The organism is Streptomyces typhae (assembly GCF_009755605.1).
Classification (GTDB): domain Bacteria; phylum Actinomycetota; class Actinomycetes; order Streptomycetales; family Streptomycetaceae; genus Streptomyces; species Streptomyces typhae.
The window spans coordinates 103,832-124,612 of record NZ_WPNZ01000007.1; the positions used below are offsets into that span (position 1 = coordinate 103,832).

Here is a 20,781-nt window from a genome sequence, read left to right on the forward strand (position 1 = left end):
GCCGCGTCGGCCCTGTGCCGGGTCGGGCCGGGTCAGGCGCGGTCGGCCGGGCTCACGCACGGGCCCTTGCGCCACCACTCCGGGAGCATCGCGATGGCCTCGTCGCCGAGGGGGTTCACACCGGGGCCCGCGGCCAGGGAGTGGGCCACCAGGACGTGCAGGCACTTCACGCGGTCCGGCATGCCCCCGGCCGAGGGGAAGTTCTCCAGGACCTCGATGGCGTCACGGCGCGCGAGGTAGTCCTCGTGCGCGGCCCGGTACGCGGCGGCGAGCTCGGGGTCGGAGGCGAGACGCTCCGTCATCTCCTTCATGACGCCGTTGGCTTCCAGAGTGCCGATCGCGGACGCCGCACGCGGGCAGCTCAGGTAGTACGTCGTCGGGAACGGCGTACCGTCGGGCAGCCGCGGCGCCGTCTCCACCACGTCCGGGTTGCCGCAGGGGCAGCGGTGCGCGATGGCGCGGAGCCCGCGCGGCGGGCGCCCGAGCTGCTCCTGGAACGCGGCGATGTCGGCGTCCGTGGGCGCGGTGGGCTCGGTCTGGGGCGGGGGCGTTTCCATGCCTGTCTTTCGGTTCGTGCGGAGAGGAGATGAGGAGATGACGGAAGGGAGACGGATGTACGGGGGCGAGTCGTGCACAGGGGACAGGGGACAGGGGACAGCGTGCGGCGTGGTCAGTCGTCGTCGGGCGTGTCCGCCCTGTCGGCCTTGTCGACGCCGTCCAGGACGTTGGCGTACCAGGGGCGGTCCGCCGCGCCCTCGTCACCGCGGTGGTCGTCGCCGGCCGCGGGGTCGATCACGGTGAACCCGGTCTCGCCCGGCAGGACGTAGTGAAGGCGGTCCCGGATGCGCTGCTCGGCGTACGCGTCGTCCTGCCAGCGGGCCTTCTCGTCGCGAAGGCGTTCGACGTTGTCCCGGTGCTCGGCCTGCTTCTGCCGCTGCTCGGCGATCTCGGCGCGCTGGGACACGTACTGCCGCATCGGATAGGCGAGCGCCACCACCAGCGTGCAGACGACGAGGACGAGCAGCGCGGCCCGGCCGGTCAGCCGGGAGCGGCGCGCCTGGCGCTTGGTCTGCGAGCGGTAGACGCGCTCCGCCGTCTGCTCGCCGAACAGCCGCAGCCGGGTCGCCGTGGAGAACCGGTCCTTGTTGTCCCGGACTTTCCCGGCCATGTGTCTCGCCTCCCCAGTACGCGCGTACGTCCCCGCACACGGTACGGGACCGAGTACGGGGACGTACGTACGACTGGCTAGGGCCCAGCCCATTGACCCCCGAGGGGGCCCGGTGCCTCAGCCCTCGAAGCGCCTCAGCCCTTGAAGCGGGGGAACGCGCTGCGGCCCGCGTACACGGCCGCGTCGTCGAGGATCTCCTCGATGCGCAGGAGCTGGTTGTACTTGGCGACGCGGTCCGAGCGGGCCGGGGCGCCGGTCTTGATCTGGCCGCAGTTCACGGCGACGGCGAGGTCGGCGATGGTGACGTCCTCGGTCTCGCCGGAGCGGTGCGACATCATGCACTTGAAGCCGTTGCGCTGGGCCAGCTCGACGGCGTCCAGGGTCTCGGTCAGCGAACCGATCTGGTTGACCTTCACCAGGAGGGCGTTGGCGGCGCTGTCGTCGATGCCGCGCTGCAGGCGCTCCGGGTTGGTGACGAACAGGTCGTCGCCGACGATCTGGACCTTCTCGCCCAGCTTCTCGGTGATGATCTGCCAGCCGTCCCAGTCGTCCTCGTACAGCGGGTCCTCGATGGAGACCAGCGGGTACGCGGAGACCAGCTCGGAGTAGTACTCGGTCATCTCGGCGGCCGAGCGGGACTTGCCCTCGAACTCGTAGCTGCCGTCCTTGTAGAACTCCGACGCGGCGACGTCGAGGGCGAGCGCGATCTGCTCACCGGGGACGTAACCGGCCTGCTTGATGGCCTCGACGATGAGGTCGAGGGCCGCGCGGTTCGACTCCAGGTTCGGCGCGAAGCCGCCCTCGTCGCCGAGGCCGGTGGACAGTCCCTTGGTCTTCAGGACCTTCTTCAGCGTGTGGTAGACCTCGGCGCCCCAGCGCAGCGCCTCGGAGAAGGACTCCGCGCCGATCGGGGCGATCATGAACTCCTGGATGTCGACGTTGGAGTCCGCGTGGGACCCGCCGTTCAGGATGTTCATCATGGGGACCGGCAGCAGGTGCGCGTTCGGGCCGCCCAGGTAGCGGAAGAGGGGGAGGTCGGAGGCCTCGGACGCGGCGTGCGCGACGGCGAGGGAGACGCCGAGGATGGCGTTCGCGCCGAGCGAGCCCTTGTTGTCGGTGGCGTCGAGGTCGAACATCGCCTGGTCGATCAGGCGCTGCTCGGTGGCGTCGTACCCGACGAGCTCCGGGCCGATCTGCTCGATGACGGCGAGAACGGCCTTCTCGACGCCCTTGCCGCCGTAGCGGTTGGCGTCTCCGTCACGCAGTTCGATGGCCTCGAAGGCGCCGGTGGAGGCGCCGGACGGAACCGCGGCGCGGCCGGTGGACCCGTCGTCGAGGCCGACCTCGACCTCGACCGTGGGGTTGCCTCGGGAGTCCAGGATTTCCCGGGCTACGACGACGTCGATGGACGGCACGAGCATCTCCTTCTGGGATGTGACGCTAGGGGCGCATGGCGTGCACCACTGTGGGCGCGGGCTTGCGCATGGCTTGCATGGTCTTCATCGGCCCTGCGTCTCCTGAGCCTAACGGGCCCGGGAGCTTCGGCCAGCCGACTGCCCGGACCGTGGGACGGGCGGAGCGCCGTTTCCCCGGCAATCAGGACGCGAGCCCGGCTCCTACTCGGCGGTAGCTTCGCGCTCGGCGTAGCCCGGTGGCATCCGGTGGCATCCGATGGCACCCGTACAGCACCTCGCCCCGGTGCGTACGGGGGATACGCGCACCGGGGCGAGGGGACCCGTGGGGACGGGGGCGCTCCGCGGGACCGGAGCGAGGCGCCCTGTCCGGACAGGGCGGGGGCCGTGGGTCAGCTGAGGTGCAGCTGCTGGCCCGGGTAGATGAAGTCGGCGTCGTCGATGATGTCGCCGTTGAGCTTGTAGACCTTCTGCCAGCCGCCCTTGACCTCGTGCGAGTCGGCGATCTTGGACAGGGTGTCGCCCGTCTTGACCTTGTACTCGCCGTCGCCCTTCTTCACGACCTTGCCGGTCGGGGTCTCGACGGTCTTCTTCTGCTCGGTCTGCGGAGCGGCCTGCGGGGCGGCCTGCGGCTTCGGCTGCGCCTGCTGCTGGGGCTGCGCCTGCTGGCGCGGCTGCTGCTGCGGCTTGGCCTGCTGCTGCGGCTTGGCCTGCTGGGTCTGGTGCTGCGGCTGCGACTGCTCGCCGCCGCCACCGCCACCGCCGCCGTTGTACGACGCGCCGGTCAGGCCCACGCCGCAGCTCGGCCAGGCACCCTTGCCCTGGCCCGCGAGGACCTTCTCGCCGATCGCGATCTGCTGCGACTTGGAGGCCTTGTCGGCGGTGGAGGCGTACTGCGTGCCGCCGTACGCGGCCCAGGTGGACGCCGAGAACTGCAGGCCGCCGTAGTAGCCGTTGCCGGTGTTGATGGACCAGTTGCCGCCGGCCTCGCACTGCGCGACGCGGTCCCACTGGTCGGCCGTGGCGGCGCTGGCCGTGCCGGTCGCCATCAGCGGGGCGGCGACAGCGGCGCCGGTGACGCCGACGACGGTGGCCGCGCGAGTGGCCTTGGACGGACGACGGTGCTTGCCCTTGCCGGAAAACAGCATGGATGGATCCCCTCACCGACGCCTGCGAGGTGAGCTGTCGGGTTCGGGCGGGTGAGTGCCCGGCCGCACAGACTGCGTGCGACTTAACCCCTAGCCGCTCCTGCCCCTCGCGCAACATCTCGCTGCGCAACGGACGGGCCCGGCGCTTACCTTGGGTCCCCCGCTCCTGCCTTCGGCGCTCGAAGCGACGACTGTTCCCGTCCGGCCGTTGGCAGGATTCGGCGTACCGACCGGCGGGGCCCGCTGTGGCGAGCGGTCACGACCGTAGACGGGCAATCAGCGGAATTTCAAAGACGATCAGGGCTTCTGAGACCCATCTCTCACTTGCCTCTCACCGTCTTTAAACCGGACATTCACCGCGAACTGCCGCTCAACTCTCGGCGTGTCGCGGCTATTTCCCGTCCGCTTCCGCGGCCTGCTTCTCCTTCAGCTCAAGCTCCTGACCGGGGAGAATGAGGTCCGGGTCGGCGCCGACGGTCTTCTTGTTGCCCGCGTAGAGGGAGGACCAGCCGCCGTCAAGGTCGTGTCGGTCCGCGATCCGCGAGAGGTTGTCGCCGGAGCGGACCGTGTAGGTGTCCGCGGCGCTGCCGGGGCCACGCGAGTCGCGGTCTCCCCCACGAGAGGCGTGCCGCCCCGCGGAGCCCGCGGCGGAGTCGCCGGCGGCGTCCTCGTCCGCGCTGGGGCCGCGGTGGCGTCCTGAGGTGCCTTCAGAGGATTCAGCGGCGTCCCCCGAGGCGTCGTCCGTCCCTTCGGAGCCCGAAGGCGTGCCGTCGGCGCCGGAGTCGTCCCCGGCACCGGGCGAAGTGGAGTCGCGGCCCTCGGACTTGCCGTCCCGGCCCGCGTCCTGACCGTCCTGGTCGCCGCCCTCGCCGCCCTCGCCGTTCCGCCCGTCGCTCTTCTCACCGCTCGGGCCCGAGGTGCCGGCCTCGCCGGTCGCGTCGCCGCTGCCCGGCTTGCGGTGCTTGCCGGTTCTCTCGTCCGAGGCACCCTCGCCGCTCTTGCCGTCGGCGTGGTCCTTGTCCCGGGCGTCGGTGGAACCCTTGGAGTCGGATGAGCCCTTGCCGTCCCGGCCCGTCCCGTCCGCGTCGTCGGAGGAGCCGGAGGAGCCCGAGGAGCCCGAGGGCTTGCTCGGCGTCACCGGCAGGCCCGGGTCGACATCGGCGGCCGCGTCGTCCTTGCTGAGGCCCGCGGCCGGGCCGCAGTTCGGCCAGGCGGCGGGGCCCTGGTCGGCGAGGACCGCGTCGGCGACGGCTATCTGCTGGGAGCGGCTGGCCTCGTCGGCGCTCGGCGCGTAGGCGAGGCCGCCGTAGTCCTCCCAGGTCTCCTGCGTCATCTGTAGTCCGCCGTAGTACCCGTCACCCTTGGCGCTCCAGGCGCCGCCGCTCTCGCACTCCGCGACCTTGTCCCACGTCGTGGCGTCCGCGGCGCTCGCGCCGGTGGCGCCGAGCAGCGGGATCGCGATGGCGGATCCGGTGACGCCGGCCGCGACGACGATCGCAGGGGCCTGGCGGGGGCGGCGGTGACGGCCTTGGCCGGAGAGCATGCACGTGCCTTTCGAGTGACGGCAGGGACTGCTGCGGCACGTGGTGCGCTGGGGTGCCGAGCCGTCGTGAAAGTAGCCGCAGTCGAACGTCAGTCACAAGTCGATGCAGCGCAGATCACGTGAAAGTCACAGCCTTGACGGGCCGTCAGTCACGTACCTGTCCGGCTGTCGGATCCGGGCGGCGTGAAGCGCACCGGCAGACTCCGCAGGCCACGCATGATGAGGCCGCCGCGCCACCGCAACTCCCCCGGCTGGGCGCCTAGTTGAAGGTCCGGCAGACGGCGCAGCAAAGTCGCGAGTGCCGTCTGTCCCTCCAGGCGGGCGAGCGGGGCACCGAGGCAGTAGTGAATGCCGTGCCCGTACCCGAGGTGCTGATTGTCGCGCCGGGACAGATCGAGGAGGTCGGGCTCCGCGAAACGGGCGGGGTCGCGGTCGGCGGCGGCGAGGACGACGAGCACCGGGTCGCCGGCGGCGATGTCCTGGCCGCCGATGCGCAGCGGCTCGGTGGCGAAGCGCCAGGTGGCCAGCTCGACGGGGCCGTCGTAGCGGAGCAGTTCCTCGACGCCCGTCTCCAGGAGGGCGGTGTCCCCCGCCGCGAGGGAGCGTTGCAGCCGCTCGCGCTGTTCGGGGTGGGTGAGCAGGGCGTAGGTACCGTTGCCGATCAGGTTCACGGTCGTCTCGAACCCGGCGAACAGCAGGATGAAGGCCATGGCGGCGGCCTCGTTCTCGGTGAGGTGCTCGCCGTGGTCGGAGGCGCGGATCAGGCCGGAGATCAGGTCGTCGCCGGGGTCGGCCCGCTTGCGGTGGATGAGCTCGGCGAGATAGCCGCGCATCTTCTTCACCGACCGCGCGACGCCGCCCCGGGGGCCTCCCCCGTGCCGGATCATCATGCCCGCCCAGTCCCGGAAGTCGTCCTGGTCCTCGCGGGGTACGCCGAGCAGGTCGCAGATGGCGTAGATGGGGAGCGGGAAGGCGAACTCGTGGATGAGGTCGGCTTCGCCCTTCTCCGCGAACCGGTCGATGAGCTGGTCCGTCAGCTCCTGCACGCGCGGCGCGAACGCGGCCACCCGGCGTGGGGTGAACGCCTTCGACACCAGGCGGCGCAGCCGGGTGTGGTCCGGCGGGTCGATGTTGAGCAGATGCGTCATCAGCTCGGCCTTGCGCTCGCCCGGGATCCCGGTCCTGCCCCTGGCGTGCGCGGGCTCGTCGTGGTGCGCCGGGTTCTTGCTCAGCCGCTGCTCGGCGAGCGCCTCCCGCGCGTCCGCGTACCGCGTCACCAGCCAGGCCTCCACCCCGCTCGGCAACTCGGTCCACCGCACCGGCGCGTACTCCCGCAGCCAGGCGTAGGCCGGATAGGGGTCGCTGGCGAACTCCCAGGTGAAGAGGTCGGGCTCGGGGGGTCGGGGTGGGGTGGGGGTGCTGTGGGGGCAGGCGGGGGGTGGCTGGTCTTGCATGGGTCGACGGTATCCGGGGCCGGGGCGGAGTTCTGCGTCCAGGGCCGAGCCCAGGGGGCGGGGCGGAGCCCCGGGGGCGGGGCGGAGCCCCGGGGGCGGGGCGGAGCCCCGGGGGCGGGGCGGAGCCCCGGGGGCGGGGCGGAGCCCCGGGGGCGGGGCGGAGCCCCGGGGGCGGGGCGGAGCCCCGGGGCAGCCCGGGTTCAGGAGGTGCCGGGTGGCGGGATCATCGACTGCGGCGACAGCGGGCCCTTGAGCCGGCTCAGGGCTTCGGGCTCACCCCGGTCGGCCGCCACCCACAGCCAGTGCGCGCAGCGGCGCTGGTAGAGGTCGGCGAGGACCGACGCGGCACCGTGCAGGCCCTTCGCGGCTGCGGCCTCCAGGTACGGGATCGCCTCGACCTCCGAGCGGTGCTCGGCCAGCAGCATGCCCAGCTCGAAGCCCGCCCGCGCGTCGCCGAGCCGGGCGGCCGCGCCGTACCACTCCATGGCCGCTTCCACGTCCTCCAGGTCCAGGGCGAGGGCGGCGAGCGCCGTCATCGCGTCGACGTCCCCTCTCTCCGCGCGCGCGAGGAGGATCCCGCGGAACGCCTCCGCCAGCGCGGTGAAGGGCAGCCCGGGGTCGCTCTTCGCCGCGTCGATGGCGAGGATCCACACGTCGTCGGGCACCGGCTCGCTCTCTGGCGACCGCGCCGCGTCCGCGACGAGGGAGCCGTACGGCCGCCATCTGGTGCTCGTGCTGCCGCGCACCAGGAGCCCGGTGACGTCGTGGCGCTTCTTGTACGCCCACAGCAGAGCCTCCCCGAACGGCTTCCCGGTGGGGACGGCCCCGTACACCTCGATCACGCCCCGCAGCAGTGACTGCGGGATGTCACCCTCGATGCCGCACCGGGCGAGGTCGACGGCTGCGCGCACGAGCCGGTGGCCGTGCGGGTGGGCCGCCGCGCGGCGTGCGCGGCGCCACTCGTCCCACAGCTCCGGGCCGAGCGCCAGGAACTCGGTGACGCCGCTGTCGCCGCGCCACCGCACCGCGTCCACCAGACGCGGGTCGTCGGCCGCCGCGAGCCGCGTGCGTTCGGCCTCGCTCCAGAGGCTGGTGAGCTCCACGGTGTCGGCTCCGCCGAGCAGTCTCGACGCCGGGTGGCGTCCGAAGCGGTGGGTGTCGTAGACCTCGTCGCGCATCGTGGCGATCACCGGTACGTGCAACGCCGTGAGCTGCGCGAGGAGGTTCACGTCGAGACCGTTCTCACCGATGTGCCCATCGAGTTCGTCCAGCCAGAGGGCGTACGACGACTTGTCTTCGGCGGCGCGCAGCAGGGCGGGCAGGGCCCGTAGGTCGGTGCCCGGCGACGGGGCGAAGATCCGGGTGTCCGTGGGGGTGTTGCGACGGACGGCCTCCCACGCGGTGCGGCTGGTGCCCGAGAGGGCGGGGCCGGTGACCACGAGGAGGCCGCCCATGACGTCCGCCGTGATGACAAGGGCGTCCAGCTTGCTGTCGACGTCCCGCCGCACGTACGGCGGCAGCCCCGTCTCGTTCCCGAACCGCCGTGAACGCCGCACCCCGAGGGCGACGGGGTCGACCTGGTCGGCGCGGGGCCAGTCGTGCGGAGCGGGCAGGGAGCCCGCGTGCGCCGGGTGGCCCGCGTGCAGGGTGAGGGAGTGCACCGTGCCGGTCTGGATGAGGTGGTGGACGGTGCCGCCTGCCATGGAGTTGTGGGTGGGGGCGGGGGTGGCACGCGGCGCCTCACCGGACGGTTCCTGGGGTGCCGGAGGGGGCCGGCTCCCGGGCGTCTCGGCGGACGCGCCCCCGGGAGCCCTGCTGGGCCGGCCTTGCAAAGTCCGGGGCACCCGAGGCGCGGTGGCCGCGGTGGGCCACCTTCCGGGCCTTGCCGGGGGCCACTCCTCGGACGCCGCGGTGGGCCGGCCTCCGGGCGACCCCGCCGGCAGGGGCGAAGCAGCCTGCGCGGGCGCCGTCGGTCCGGGCTCCGCGGTGGGGTCGGCCGGGTGATCGGCAAGCCAGCGCATCGACCAGTCGACGACGTTCCGCAGGGGGGTGGCAGCCGCCGAGTCGTGCTGAAGCACGTCGTCCAAGCGATGGATCCACCAAGTGTGGTACTGGACCAGGGACGCCGAAGCGGCAGGAGGTCTGTCGTCCTCCGCGAGATGCGTCTGCTGAGCCAGGAACGTGAGGAACCGGGGCTCGACCGTCTTCAGCTGTCCCAGGCGTGCCGCCGCCACCAGGACGCGCACTCCGGCCTTCGCCAGGTCCGTCTTCGCCAGGTCCGACAACTCCCGTACCACGCAAGCCCCCACCGGTCGTCCCGCCTGAGAGCAACGGTACTAACTCCGCCCCGCCCTCGCGGCCTCAGCGACCAGCACCGCGTCCCGATAGGCCCGCGCCGCCGCCCGCAGCGCCGCCTCCGGGTCCGTGCCCTCGGACTCCGCGCGGGCGGCGAGCGCGAGGAGTTCGTACCCGGGTCCGTCGCCCGTCGGGAGCGGCACCTCCAGGCCCGCCGTGCGGACGCGGGACGCCAGCTTGGCGGTGAGGGCGAGGGCGGGCTGACCGAGGGGGATGCCTTCGGTGACGGAGGTGCGCTGTTTCTCCTGGGCCTTGGTGCGCAGCCAGTGCGCCTTGACCTCCTCCGGAGTGGACGCGGTGTCCTCGCCGAAGACGTGCGGATGGCGGTGGATGAGCTTGTCGACGATGCCTGCGGCGACGTCGTCCACGGAGAAGGCGCCGTCCTCGGCCTCCTCCGCGATGCGTGCGTGGAAGACGACCTGGAGGAGGACGTCGCCCAGCTCCTCGCGCAGCTCGTCCGTGTCGCCCTCCTCGATGGCCTCGACGAGTTCGTACGCCTCCTCGATGGCGTACTTCGCGAGGCCCCGGTGGGTCTGACGCGAGGACCAGGGGCACTCGGCGCGGATGCGGTCCATGACCTGGACCAGGTCGAGGAGGCGGGCGCCCGGCAGGTCGTACGAGCCGGGGAGCAGCTCCAGGTCCGGCATCGGGACGCGGCCGGAACCCGCGAGCCGGGCCAGGCCGTCGGTGAGGGGGCGGTCGCCCTCGGCGGTGGCGACGACGAGCACCGTGCGGTCCCCGGCACACGCCCGCACCAGCTCCTCGGCGGTGGGCGCGGCCTGCTTGACGTCGACGCCCGCTTCCCGCAGATAGGGGAGCTGGGGGTGCGTGGCGTCGGCGCACAGGACCTCGTCCGCGCCGTGCAGCGCCTGCCAGGCCGGCCAGGACAGGAGTCCGGGCGCGACGCGGTGGCTGGTCGTGAGCAGGACGACTCGGCCCACGCCGTCCCCGCCGGTCTCGATCTCGTTCACACCCCGAACGTAGCTCACCCCCGCACACCGCCGGGACGCGCACCCGCCCCTGACGGGGCACCCCCCCAGACAACGGCGCCCCGCCAGACGGGGCGCCCCCCTCACATCTGCGTGGGCGCCGCCCCGCCCGGTGAAGACTCCCGGACCCAGGGAGTCCGCACGTCCGCGCGCTTGCTCCCCTTGACGTCCCAGGTGCCGTACCGCGGGTTCAGGTCGACGTCCAGCTTCTTGGAGGCCTTGGACATGGCGGCCCAGAAGGTGTTCTGGCCCTCGGGAGCGTTCATGTCGGCGCCGAGCGCGCGGGCGATCTTCTGTGCCTCGATCTCCGTGCGGATGCTGTCGTCGAGGCGGCCGGGCGCGACGCTGTAGCGCTGGAGCCACTCCGTCTCCAGGGCCTTGGGGCCGCCCGCCTGCTCCTCCAGGCCCGCGCGCATGGTCTGGATCTCCTTGCGCGTGACGCTCACGTCGGCGTCCCGCGCCGCCTGGTGCAGGACCTTGTCGAGCACCATCGTGTGCAGCGTGCTGCGGGCCAGGCCGCCGCTCTTGGCGATGACCTGCTCGTACTGCGTGTCGTCCGGGACGGCGGCCCGCTGGGCGGAGCGCACCTCGTTCACCCTGTTCTCCAGCTGGGCGACCGTGATGCGCTGGTCGCCGACGACGGCCGCGGCACCGGGATGCGCGTCGTTGCCGCAGCCGGTCAGGAGCGGCGCCGCGACGAGGGCGGCTGCGGAGAGGATGAGCGCGGAGCGACGGCGGCTGCTGCGGCGGTGCAAGTGGACCTCCCGGTGGAGAGATTGTGCTTCGCTGCACAAAGTCTTGCGGTGATCGATGGTAGGCAGTGGTGGTCGGCTCGGCCACCCATTCGACCAACGATTCGCGAGGAGTTCGGGCACTGCGGGATCACTGGCCCCGCATCTGTCCCAGCCAGTGCAGGGTGCGCCGGATCTCCGCGGGGAAGGGGTGGCCGACGCCGTGCACCCGCTCGGCGTCGAGGAGGAGGCGCCCCAGGATGTCGTGGGCGGCGGGGCGGTCACCGAGGGCGAGCAGGAGCTGGCCGACGCGGCGCCGGATCTCCAGGGACTGGCGGATGTCGGCGGTGGCGTACTGGTTCTCGTAATAGGGGAGGAGGGACCGGTACTCGGCGAGCGCCGCGGCCGGTTCGCCGAGCTGCTCCAGGCACTGCGCGGCCTCGTAGCGGAACTGGAGCGACTGCGGGTCGGCGTGCCCGGACTCGGCGGCGCGCTGGTCGGCGAGGCGGCGCAGCTCCGGCAGGGCGCGGCGGTACTGGCCGTCGTCCATGAGCGTGGCCGCGTACTGCTTGCGCAGGGTGCGGACGACGGGTGAGTGCTCGCCGTGCCGGGCGGCGGCGTCGGGCAGGATCGCGCCGAGGATGTCCACGGCCTGGGTGATGCGGCCCTCGCCGAGCAGCCGCTTGACCTCGTCGACGGCGGCGGCGACGCCCTGGGCGGGGCCGGGCGGCCGGGGCTGCGGGGCGGGCGTCGTGGCGCGGTCGGGCCAGGGCGCGGCCGGGCGCAGGAACGGGCGGGTCGGGTCGAGCGGGCGGCCGGTGGGCACGGCGCGCCCCGGCAGCAGCGGCGCGAGCTCCTCGTACACGTCCTGGGCGCTGGCGGGGCGGTGCTGCGGGTCCTTGGCGAGCAGCCGCAGGACGAGGGATTCGAGGGCGTCGGGCACCTCGGGGCGCAGCCTGCGCACCGGCACCGGCGGCTCGTACAGATGGCGGTGCAGCACGCCGAGCGCGGTCGAGCCGGAGAACGGCACGTCGCCGCTGAGGAGTTCGTGCAGGACGACGCCGAGCGCGTACAGGTCCGTGTACGGGCCGACGGCGCCGCTCATGGCCTGCTCGGGCGCCATGTACGAGGGGCTGCCGATCGGGGAACCGGTGTGGGTGAGGCGGGTGGTGTCGGTGTCCATGACCGAGGCGATGCCGAGGTCGAGGACGGTGACCGTGCCGTCCTGCTTCACCATCACGTTCCGCGGTTTGAGGTCGCGGTGCACGATCGGCACGGCGTGCACCGCGGACAGGACGGCGCACATCTGGGCGGCGACGGCGACCGCCCACTGCCAGGGGTAGGGGGCGTGCTCGGCGAGGTGGTCGCCGAGGTCGGACCCGTCGACGTAACTCATGACGAGGTACAGGTCGTCGCCGTCGCTGCCCGCGTCGTGGACCGTGACCAGGCCGGGGTGGTCGACCTGCGCGGTGACGCGGCACTCGCGGGTGAAGCGGCGCCGCAGCTCCTCGGTCTGGGCCTGGCCCGCGGGGCCCGCGACCCGGTCCGGGCGCAGCAGCTTCACCGCGACCCGGCGGTCGAGGCGCTGGTCGTAGGCCGCCCAGACCTGGCCCATGCCGCCCTGGCCGAGCAGCGTCGACAGCTCGTACCGCCCGGCGACCACGCGGTGGTCCGTGCCCCCCGCCACGGTCAGTTGCCGCCTTCCTGCTTGCGCAGGTAGTCGCTCAGCTCGTCGAGTTCGGCGCGGACCTGGTCGATGCGGGCGGGACCTGGCGGACTCGGCGGACCTGCCGGGCCGGGCCCAGGCGCCGGGTAGCCGTACGACGCCTGGGGCGCCTGCTGGGGCTGGGGCGGCTGGGGCTGGGGTGGTACGTAGCCGCCGCCGAACTGCGTCTGGCCGAACTGCGTCTGCTGGTACGGGGACGGGGCCTGCGTCTGCGCGAACGCCGCGGCCTGCGCCGCCCGCGTGAGCTGGGAGAAGTGCCGGATGTCCATGGTCAGGTAGTAGGCGATCACGGGGACGAGCGTGGAGAGCAGGATCGCCATGCCCGTGTTGCCGGACCCGGTGAACTCGTCGTCGCCCGGGTCCACCGCGATGAGGATGACGGCGGCGGCCTCCAGCACGACCACGGCCGTGAAGAGCAGCCAGTCCAGCGCCTTGCGCGTGACCAGGGCGAGCCGCAGCATCGCGGCCCACGCGAGGAACCCGCACGTGACGACGGCGAGCACGACGAACATCACGCGCAACGTCACATACGGCCCGGAAGGGGCCGGTGATACGTGCGGCCCATAGCCGTGGCCGTGCATGGCTGCTCCAGAGACCCGATGAACGAACAAATGCAGAACGAGCGTATAGGCCGACCAGCACAACCGGTCCCGGGTTGTACCGAACCGTTGCCGTACTGGTCACAAGGGCCCCACCCGTGCCGTCATCGCCCACGGCTCACGGCCGGCGGCTCACCGCAGGTGGCTCGTGGCTCGGAGCACGGCTTACGGCCGGCGGCTCACCGCAGGTGGCTCGTGGCTCGGAGCACGGCTCACGGCCGGCGGCTCAGAGCACGTGCCGCACCCACACGTTCGGTTCCACGTACACCGCGTAGCCGCGCGCGGGCGCGCAGTGCACCGGGACCAGGGCGCCGGGCACCTCGACGAGGCCCTCCGTGTCGAACGGCAGTCCCGTCCAGTCGCGCCACTGCGCCGTCGTGCCCGACACCGTCATGGACACCGGCGCCACCTTCTCGACGACACCGCCCGCGCGGACGTGCGTCCGCAGCCAGGGGTCGTGCGGCAGCCCGTCGTCCCGGGTGCGCCACGCGTACTCCTCCACGGGGGTGGCGGGCTCCAGGTGCTTGGCGTTCGGGCGCACGGGGGCGACGACCTCGCCGTAGCCGCGTCCGCGGGCGTTCTCCCGCAGGGCGGCGAGCATCCGCCCGGACAGGCCCCGGCCCTGCGCGTCGGGGGCCACCGTGATCTCGACCGCGCTGACGGTGTCCGTCTCCCGGCCGCGCTTGAGGTCCGAGAACGCCCACAGCACGACCTGGTCCCACCCGCCGTCCGGCAGTTCCCCGCGCCCCTCGGCCCGCAGCGCGAACGGCACGCTGAACGCGCGCGCCACCACCCGCCCCGCGTCGTCCGTGGCGATCAGGACGTACTCCGGCCACTCCACGGCGATCCGCACCATGTGCGACCACGCGACGAGGTCGTACTGCACGAACTCCGCCCACGTGTCGGGCATGGCCCACATCGCGCCGGTCAGTTCGGGGCGCTCGGCAAGGGTGGTGATCTTCAGGTTCACTCCTCGGACGTTAGCCGCGCGGGCGCGCCCCGGGGAAACGGTTTTCCGCGCCGGGCACCTGCCCGCTGCCCCGCTCCGCCCCACCGGGCCGCCATGCGTCGCGCCCACCGGGCCGCCATGCGCCACGCCCCACCGGGCCGCCACGCACCTCACCGCGCCCGGAACCGCCCCGGTGCCTCGGTCGGGCTGCCGCCGCCCGGCAGCTTCTCCTGCGGGCAGCGCGAGAGGACCCGGCGCATCGCGTCCCGCTCGGCGCCGGTCACCCACAGCCCGTACTTCTTCTTCACCGCGACCTGCCGCGCGACATACGCGCACCGGTAGGGCTTGTTCGCGGGCAGCCAGGTCGCCGTGTCGCCGTCGCCCTTGCCGCGGTTGGGGCCCGCGTCGACGGCGAGGAGGTTCAGGGGGTCGTTGGCCAGGGCTATGCGCTTGCTGGGGCTCCACTTGCCCGCGCCCTTCTGCCAGGCGTCGGAGAGGGCCACGACGTGGTCGATGTCGACCCGGCTGCGACCGCGCGTGAACGTCACGTCCTTGCCGGTGTACGGGTCGGGGGCGAGCCTGCCCGACACCACCGTGCAGTCGCCGCCGCGGAACCTCACGCCGTCCAGGTCCCGTTTGAGTATGTCGTCCCGGGTGCCGCACCCGTTGGAGTCGGTGTCGGCCCAGGGGCTGCCGAACCGCGCGCGGTCGTAACCGGTCTTGGGGGCGCGGCCCTTGACGGCGAGTGAGTCCACGGCCGCCAGCGCCGCTCCGGCCTTCGCTGCGGAGCCCGTGCCGCCGCTCGCGGCATCGCCCTTGCCGCTGTCGGTGTCGCTCTTGCAGCCCGCCGCCCCGCCGAGCAGGACCAGCAGGGCCGCCGCGCCCGCGGCCGTACGCCGCCCCGCCGCCCGGCCTCGCGCCGCCCGCCCTGCCGCCGCCCGTCCACGCGTCACGGTGCCCGCGAACCTCACAGTGTTCCCTCCCCAGAAACGGCCCGCTCAGGACCGGCACCCACCGTAGCGGCCGGGGCCGCCGCTCCCCCGTACGGGTGTTACCTGCGGCGTAATCGACCGGCCCGCCCCGGCGCGGCAAGCTGCCGGTATGGACACCATCAACGTCACCGCACCCACCGAGGCCGGAACGGAAACCCTGGCCGACGCCACCCGCGCCGACGCCACCCGCGCCACCGTCCGCGCCTTCCTCGCCGCCCGCATGGCCGGGGACACCGAGCGGCTCACGGCGCTGTTCGCGGACCGCGTCGACTGGCTGCTCGCCGAGAACCCGGCGTGCCCCTGGATCCGCCCGCGCGCCACCGCCGCCGAGTGCGCCGCCCAGGTCACGGACCTGGCCCGGTACACCGTGACGGAGGACGCGCGGGCCTCCGTGGACGCCTTCCTCGTCGACGGCCCCGACGCCGTCCTCATGGGGTATCTGTCAGGGACCGTACGCGCCACCGGCAAGTCCTTCGAGGGCCCCTTCGCCCTGCGCCTGACCGTCGAGGACGGCCGGATCACCCGGCACCACCTCTACGAGAACGGCCTGTCCATCGCGGCGGCCTGCACTCCCTGAGGCGGGGCCGGGGCCGGGACCGGGGCCGGGGCCGGGACCGGGGCCGGGACCGGGATGGCGCAGGGGCTACGAGCCGCGGGCTACAAGCCGCGGGCTACGAGCCGAGCACCGACGCCAGGAACTCCCCGACCCAGCCGAGCAGGTCCCGGCCGACCAGCGGCTTGCCGCCGACCTTCGCCGTCTTCGGGCGCGGGATGAGCACCTGCTGGCCCGTCGGCTTGATGACGGCGCCGGGGTAGAGCCGCTTGAGGCGCAGTTCCTGGGACTCGCGCAGCTCCACCGGCGCGAACCGGATGTTGCTGCCCTGGAGCACGATCTCGCCGACGCCGCAGGCCCGCGCCAGCATCCGCAGACCCGCCACGAGCAGCAGGTTCTCCACCGGCTCCGGCAGCTTGCCGTAGCGGTCGGTCAGCTCCTCGCGGACGGCCTTGACGTCCTCCTCCGTGTTCGCGGAGGCGATGGAGCGGTACGCCTGGAGGCGCAGCCGCTCGCCGGGCGCGTAGTCGTGCGGGACGTGCGCGTCCACCGGCAGCTCGATCTTGACCTCCAGCGGCGGCTCCTCCTCCACACCGCCCTCTAGGGACGCCCGGTAGTCGGCCACGGCCTCGCCGACCATACGGACGTACAGGTCGAAGCCGACGCCCGCGATGTGCCCGGACTGCTCGCCGCCGAGGAGGTTGCCCGCGCCGCGGATCTCCAGGTCCTTCATCGCCACGTACATGCCCGCGCCCATCTCCGTGTGCTGGGCGATCGTCGCCAGGCGCTCGTGGGCGGTCTCGGTCAGCGGCTTCTCCGGCGGGTACAGGAAGTAGGCGTAGCCGCGCTCGCGGCCGCGGCCCACCCGGCCGCGGAGCTGGTGCAGCTGGCTCAGGCCGAAGTTGTCGCCGCGCTCCACGATGAGGGTGTTGGCGTTGGAGATGTCGATGCCGGACTCGACGATCGTGGTCGAGACGAGCACGTCGAACTTCTTCTCCCAGAAGTCCACGACGACCTGCTCCAGGGCCTGCTCGGACATCTGGCCGTGGGCGGTCGCGATACGCGCCTCGGGGACGATGTCGCGCAGCCGGGCCGCGGCCCGGTCGATCGACTCGACGCGGTTGTGGATGTAGAAGACCTGGCCCTCGCGGAGCAGCTCACGGCGGACCGCCGCGCCGATCTGCTTCTCCTCGTACGGCCCGACGAAGGTCAGGACCGGGTGCCGCTCCTCGGGGGGCGTGGTGATCGTGGACATCTCGCGGATGCCGGTCACGGCCATTTCGAGCGTACGGGGGATGGGCGTCGCGGACATCGTGAGCACGTCGACGTTGGCGCGCAGCTTCTTCAGCTGCTCCTTGTGCTCGACGCCGAACCGCTGCTCCTCGTCGACGATGACCAGGCCGAGGTCCTTGAACCTGGTCTCGGAGGAGAACAGGCGGTGGGTGCCGATGACGACGTCCACGGAGCCCTCGCGCAGCCCTTCGAGGGTGGCCTTGGACTCGGTGTCGGTCTGGAAGCGGCTGAGGGCGCGCACGTTCACCGGGAACTGCGAGTACCGCTCGGAGAACGTGCCGAAGTGCTGCTGGACCAGGAGGGTGGTGGGGACGAGGACGGCGACCTGCTTGCCGTCCTGGACGGCCTTGAAGGCCGCGCGGACCGCGATCTCCGTCTTGCCGTAGCCGACGTCGCCGCAGATCAGCCGGTCCATCGGGACCGACTTCTCCATGTCCTCCTTGACCTCGGCGATGGTGGTGAGCTGGTCGGGCGTCTCCACGTAGGGGAAGGCGTCCTCCAGCTCGCGCTGCCAGGGCGTGTCGGGGCCGAAGACGTGGCCGGGCGCCGCCATCCGGGCGCTGTACAGCTTGATCAGGTCGGCGGCGATCTCCTTGACGGCCTTCTTCGCGCGCGCCTTGGTCTTGGTCCAGTCGGCGCCGCCGAGGCGGTGCAGCGTGGGGGCCTCGCCGCCCACGTACTTGGTGATCTGCTCCAGTTGGTCGGTGGGGATGTAAAGACGGTCGCCGGGCTGGCCGCGCTTGGCGGGGGCGTACTCCACGACCAGGTACTCGCGGGTCGCGCCCTGCACCGTGCGCTGCACCATCTCGATGTAGCGGCCGACGCCGTGCTGCTCGTGCACGATGTAGTCGCCCGCTTCGAGGGTGAGCGGGTCGATGGACTTGCGGCGCCGGGCGGGCATCCGGGCGCCGTCCTTGCCGGCCGCCTTCTGGCCGGTGAGGTCGGTCTCGGTGAGCACGGCGAGCTTCAGGGCGGGGTCGACGAAGCCGTAGTCGATGCAGCCGCACGCCACGTGCACCACGGACGGCGTGAGCGTCTCCAGGTCGGCGTCCAGGCGGGCGGCGATGCCCTCGCCGCCGAGCACCTCGGCGGTGCGGGCGGCGGGGCCGTGGCCCTCGGTGACGTACACCGTGCGCCAGCCGTCGGCGAGCCAGCCCTTGGTGTCGGCGAGGGCCTTCGCGGTGTCCCCGCGGTAGGTCTCCGGGGCGTGCATGCCGAGCTTGAGGGTGTCGGCGTCGCCGTCCAGCGCGCTCTCGCCGGCGGCGAAGGGGCTCACCGACCACCACATGACGCCCAGCTCGCGGGCCCGGTCGCGGACGTCCGCGATGCCCCACAGCGAGGCCGCGCCGACGTCGATCGGCGCCTCCCCTCCCCCGGCGGTCGCGGCCCAGCTGGCCTGGAGGAACTCCTGGCTGGTCGCCACCAGGTCGGCCGCGCGCGTACGGACCCGCTCCGGGTCGCAGACCAGCGTCATGGACCCGGCGGGGAGCACGTCGAGCAGCAGCTCCATGTCGTCCACGAGGACGGGGGCGAGGGACTCCATGCCCTCGACCGCGATGCCCTCGGCGATCTTGCCGAGCAGCTCGCCCAGCTCCGGGTGGGCCTCGGCGAGGGCGGCGGCGCGGCCCCTGACCTCGTCGGTGAGCAGCAGTTCGCGGCACGGCGGCGCCCACAGGCCGTGCTCGGCGACCTCCAGGGACCGCTGGTCGGCGACCTTGAAGTAGCGGATCTCCTCGACGTCGTCGCCCCAGAACTCCACCCGCAAGGGGTGCTCCTCGGTGGGCGGGAAGACGTCCAGGATGCCGCCGCGCACGGCGAACTCGCCGCGCTTCTCCACCAGCTCCACCCGCGCGTACGCCGCCGCTGCCAAGGCCTCGACGGTCTCGTTCAGGTCGGCCGACTCACCGGTGCGCAGCGCCACTGGCTCCAGGTCGCCGAGCCCCTTGACCTGCGGCTGGAGCACGGAGCGCACCGGGGCCACGACCACCGAGACCGGTCCCGTCTCCGGGTCCCCGGTCTCCGGCGCGCTGGGGTGCGCGAGGCGGCGCAGGACGGCGAGGCGGCGGCCGACGGTGTCCGAGCGCGGGGAGAGCCGCTCGTGCGGCAGCGTCTCCCACGACGGGTACTCCACGATCCCCTCGGGCGGCAGGATCGTGCGCAGCGCCGCCGCCAGGTCCTCGGCCTCGCGGCCGGTCGCCGTGACCGCGAGCACGGTGCGGCGGGCCTCACGGGCGAGTGCCGCCACGGCGAAGGGGCGGGCGGCGGGCGGGCCGACGAGGTCGATGTGGTGCCGGTTGCCGTCGGACGCGGCCTTCACCGCTTCGGCGAGGGCCGCGTCCTTGACGACGGCGTCCAGCAGTCCGTGCAGGCTCATGAAGAGGCATCCAGTCCGAGGCAAGAGAGACGGTGCGAACAACGCGAACACCCGACTCGTCGCACGGGCCGGGGGCCTCCAGGGTACGTCGGCGCCGCCCGTCACGCCGTTCGTCTCCGCCGCTCCCCTATCCGGCCGCGGCCTCGGCGCGCGCCAGGTTCCGGAAGCCGATCATGACGGGTCGGCTGGGGGTGATCGCGACCAGCAGGACGGAGTCCAGCGCCTCCGCTATCCGCTCAAGAACCGGAATGGTGGGCATGCATTTTCCGCGTTCGAGGCGGGATATGGCTCCTTGGGTCATCCCGGTGCGTTCCGCGAGTCCCACCTGCGTCATGCCGAACTCCTGCCGCCGCGCCCGCACCGCGCGCCCGACCGACTCCTCCAGTTTGCACTTGGCGCCCGCATCGCCGGGAAACGTCATCCCGAATCACCCCCGTGATTGGTCCCACTGCCTTGCTCCGGTGCGCCGCGGGCCTCTTCCCCGGTCGCTCCCGAGGCCGCTCCCGCGCGCCGGCGAAGCATCAGCGTAGGAGGGAACGTGCCAGGTCGTCAGGGAGTTGAGCCAAATTTGAGCTTGCCCGGAGAGCGCTCCACGCGCACCGTCGCCCGCCGTCCCGCGACACACGGGAACCCCCGCCGCCCACACCCCGCGACGTTAACGAGTGCACCGGCATAACACGGATGGCATATCGCAGGAGTGACATATCCGTGCCCCCCGGAAGGGAAAGCCCAAGCCAGAGAGCATGGAATTAACCATTCCGTTTCCATTCGCCCACCGAGGCCTCTCAAGGGAGTTGCCAGAGATTGCCTGAGCATGTCATCTTCGCAGCGATCATCGACTGACGATCATCGAACGAGGGGACGCTTCGCCGTGAAGAATCTGTACAAGGCAATACCTGGTGCCGCCATCGCCGGACTCATGGTCGTCACGTCCATCACTCCGGCCGTCGCCGACTCCAAGGTCTCGTCCGAGCAGGTTTCCGCCCAGGTCAGCAAGAGCGCGAAGCTGAAGAAGATGAAGTCCATCACGTCGAACTCCAAGGCCTCCACGGCCCGCTGGTTCGACACCTACTCGAAGAAGAACAAGCCGTCCGTCAAGAAGTACAAGTTCAACTGGAAGACCGACGGCTGTTCCTGGGCCCCGGACAAGATCGCCGGCGGCTACGACTTCCACAACCCGTGCTGGCGCCACGACTTCGGCTACCGCAACTACAAGAAGACCGTCGGCAAGACCGCGTTCCGCCGGGACCACAAGCTCCGCATCGACAAGGCTTTCCTGACGGACATGCGGCAGGTCTGCAACTGGAAGCCCTGGGCCGACCCGTACACGCCCGCCATGCGGAAGAAGCTGAAGAAGTCCTGCAACAAGACGGCCAACAAGTACTACCAGGCCGTGCGCTCCTTCAACTGACACAACGCCATGGCCGCCCGGCCGTGAACCCGAAGCGTGGCCCCGTGCATTCCTTCCACGGGGCCACGCTTCCTTTTCCTGCAC

The 20,781-nt window shown here is 72.4% G+C and carries 16 protein-coding genes, 2 pseudogenes and 1 riboswitch; of the genes and pseudogenes, 2 read left to right on the top strand and 16 right to left on the bottom strand.

Going from position 1 to position 20,781, the window contains the following annotated elements:
• Positions 1–32: 32 nt before the first annotated feature.
• From GPA10_RS14440 to GPA10_RS14500, 14 genes and pseudogenes are all read right to left on the bottom strand, one after another.
• Positions 33–557 (bottom strand): DUF501 domain-containing protein, encoded by a 525-nt coding sequence (locus tag GPA10_RS14440; RefSeq protein WP_157165883.1) that lies wholly within the window; start codon positions 555–557, stop codon positions 33–35.
• 113 nt (positions 558–670) lie between these two features.
• Positions 671–1,168, bottom strand: coding sequence for an FtsB family cell division protein (locus GPA10_RS14445; RefSeq protein WP_058846009.1), 498 nt, complete (start codon positions 1,166–1,168; stop codon positions 671–673).
• Between the two features lie 134 nt (positions 1,169–1,302).
• Positions 1,303–2,583 carry a phosphopyruvate hydratase gene (eno, locus tag GPA10_RS14450; protein WP_198550210.1) on the bottom strand — a complete coding sequence of 427 codons (1,281 nt, stop codon included), beginning with the start codon at positions 2,581–2,583 and terminating at the stop codon, positions 1,303–1,305.
• A gap of 389 nt (positions 2,584–2,972) precedes the next feature.
• Positions 2,973–3,176 (bottom strand): annotated as a pseudogene (locus tag GPA10_RS44045) (LysM peptidoglycan-binding domain-containing protein); the annotation flags it as partial.
• Between the two features lie 152 nt (positions 3,177–3,328).
• Positions 3,329–3,728, bottom strand: a pseudogene (locus GPA10_RS44050) (transglycosylase family protein); the annotation flags it as partial.
• Positions 3,729–3,732: 4 nt separating this feature from the next.
• A riboswitch (cyclic di-AMP (ydaO/yuaA leader) is annotated at positions 3,733–3,916 on the bottom strand.
• A 203-nt stretch (positions 3,917–4,119) separates the two neighbouring features.
• Entirely contained in the window at positions 4,120–5,271 is a 1,152-nt protein-coding gene (locus tag GPA10_RS14460; RefSeq protein WP_157165885.1) for a transglycosylase family protein, read from the bottom strand.
• Between the two features lie 149 nt (positions 5,272–5,420).
• Positions 5,421–6,725, bottom strand: coding sequence for a cytochrome P450 family protein (locus tag GPA10_RS14465; protein WP_157165886.1), 1,305 nt, complete (start codon positions 6,723–6,725; stop codon positions 5,421–5,423).
• Between the two features lie 200 nt (positions 6,726–6,925).
• Complete coding sequence (locus GPA10_RS14470) at positions 6,926–8,428, bottom strand: tetratricopeptide repeat protein (RefSeq protein ID WP_157165887.1); 1,503 nt, start codon at positions 8,426–8,428, stop codon at positions 6,926–6,928.
• 633 nt (positions 8,429–9,061) lie between these two features.
• Positions 9,062–10,051 (bottom strand): nucleoside triphosphate pyrophosphohydrolase, encoded by a 990-nt coding sequence (locus GPA10_RS14475; RefSeq protein WP_343040831.1) that lies wholly within the window; start codon positions 10,049–10,051, stop codon positions 9,062–9,064.
• A gap of 101 nt (positions 10,052–10,152) precedes the next feature.
• Positions 10,153–10,824, bottom strand: a complete 672-nt coding sequence (locus tag GPA10_RS14480) for a SurA N-terminal domain-containing protein (RefSeq protein ID WP_058846015.1) — start codon at positions 10,822–10,824, stop codon at positions 10,153–10,155.
• A 127-nt stretch (positions 10,825–10,951) separates the two neighbouring features.
• Positions 10,952–12,493, bottom strand: coding sequence for a serine/threonine-protein kinase (locus GPA10_RS14485; RefSeq protein ID WP_058846399.1), 1,542 nt, complete (start codon positions 12,491–12,493; stop codon positions 10,952–10,954).
• A complete protein-coding gene (locus tag GPA10_RS14490; protein WP_343040921.1) occupies positions 12,490–13,053 on the bottom strand; it encodes a hypothetical protein in 564 nt (187 codons plus the stop codon). Before GPA10_RS14490 ends, GPA10_RS14485 begins: the two co-directional genes overlap by 4 nt.
• A 298-nt stretch (positions 13,054–13,351) precedes the next feature.
• Complete coding sequence (locus tag GPA10_RS14495; RefSeq protein ID WP_343040833.1) at positions 13,352–14,095, bottom strand: GNAT family N-acetyltransferase; 744 nt, start codon at positions 14,093–14,095, stop codon at positions 13,352–13,354.
• Positions 14,096–14,244: 149 nt separating this feature from the next.
• Positions 14,245–14,937, bottom strand: a complete 693-nt coding sequence (locus tag GPA10_RS14500; RefSeq protein ID WP_425505752.1) for an HNH endonuclease family protein — start codon at positions 14,935–14,937, stop codon at positions 14,245–14,247.
• Positions 14,938–15,175: 238 nt separating this feature from the next.
• Between GPA10_RS14500 and GPA10_RS14505 the strand changes: the two genes are divergently transcribed.
• Positions 15,176–15,643 (top strand): nuclear transport factor 2 family protein, encoded by a 468-nt coding sequence (locus tag GPA10_RS14505; RefSeq protein WP_157165888.1) that lies wholly within the window; start codon positions 15,176–15,178, stop codon positions 15,641–15,643.
• Positions 15,644–15,737: 94 nt separating this feature from the next.
• Here GPA10_RS14505 and mfd read toward each other — a convergent pair whose 3' ends face one another.
• The gene (mfd, locus tag GPA10_RS14510; protein ID WP_157165889.1) at positions 15,738–19,286 is read right to left on the bottom strand and encodes a transcription-repair coupling factor; all 3,549 of its coding nucleotides are present in this window, start codon (positions 19,284–19,286) and stop codon (positions 15,738–15,740) included.
• A 127-nt stretch (positions 19,287–19,413) separates the two neighbouring features.
• A complete protein-coding gene (locus GPA10_RS14515) occupies positions 19,414–19,707 on the bottom strand; it encodes a helix-turn-helix domain-containing protein (RefSeq protein WP_058846020.1) in 294 nt (97 codons plus the stop codon).
• 450 nt (positions 19,708–20,157) lie between these two features.
• Here GPA10_RS14515 and GPA10_RS14520 point away from each other — a divergent pair, with 450 nt between their 5' ends.
• Positions 20,158–20,697: a phospholipase A2 gene (locus tag GPA10_RS14520; protein WP_058846021.1), complete on the top strand. Its 540-nt coding sequence runs from the start codon at positions 20,158–20,160 to the stop codon at positions 20,695–20,697.
• Positions 20,698–20,781 lie beyond the last annotated feature (84 nt).

Excerpts from the sequence above, each read along its gene's own strand:
- GPA10_RS14440 (WP_157165883.1), bottom strand. The coding sequence starts at position 557 with ATGGAAACGCCCCCGCCCCAGACCGAGCCCACCGCGCCCACGGACGCC.
- GPA10_RS14445 (WP_058846009.1), bottom strand. The coding sequence starts at position 1,168 with ATGGCCGGGAAAGTCCGGGACAACAAGGACCGGTTCTCCACGGCGACC.
- GPA10_RS14460 (WP_157165885.1), bottom strand. The coding sequence starts at position 5,271 with ATGCTCTCCGGCCAAGGCCGTCACCGCCGCCCCCGCCAGGCCCCTGCG.
- GPA10_RS14465 (WP_157165886.1), bottom strand. The coding sequence starts at position 6,725 with ATGCAAGACCAGCCACCCCCCGCCTGCCCCCACAGCACCCCCACCCCA.
- GPA10_RS14470 (WP_157165887.1), bottom strand. The coding sequence starts at position 8,428 with ATGGCAGGCGGCACCGTCCACCACCTCATCCAGACCGGCACGGTGCAC.
- GPA10_RS14505 (WP_157165888.1), top strand. The coding sequence starts at position 15,176 with ATGGACACCATCAACGTCACCGCACCCACCGAGGCCGGAACGGAAACC.
- mfd (WP_157165889.1), bottom strand. The coding sequence starts at position 19,286 with ATGAGCCTGCACGGACTGCTGGACGCCGTCGTCAAGGACGCGGCCCTC.
- GPA10_RS14515 (WP_058846020.1), bottom strand. The coding sequence starts at position 19,707 with ATGACGTTTCCCGGCGATGCGGGCGCCAAGTGCAAACTGGAGGAGTCG.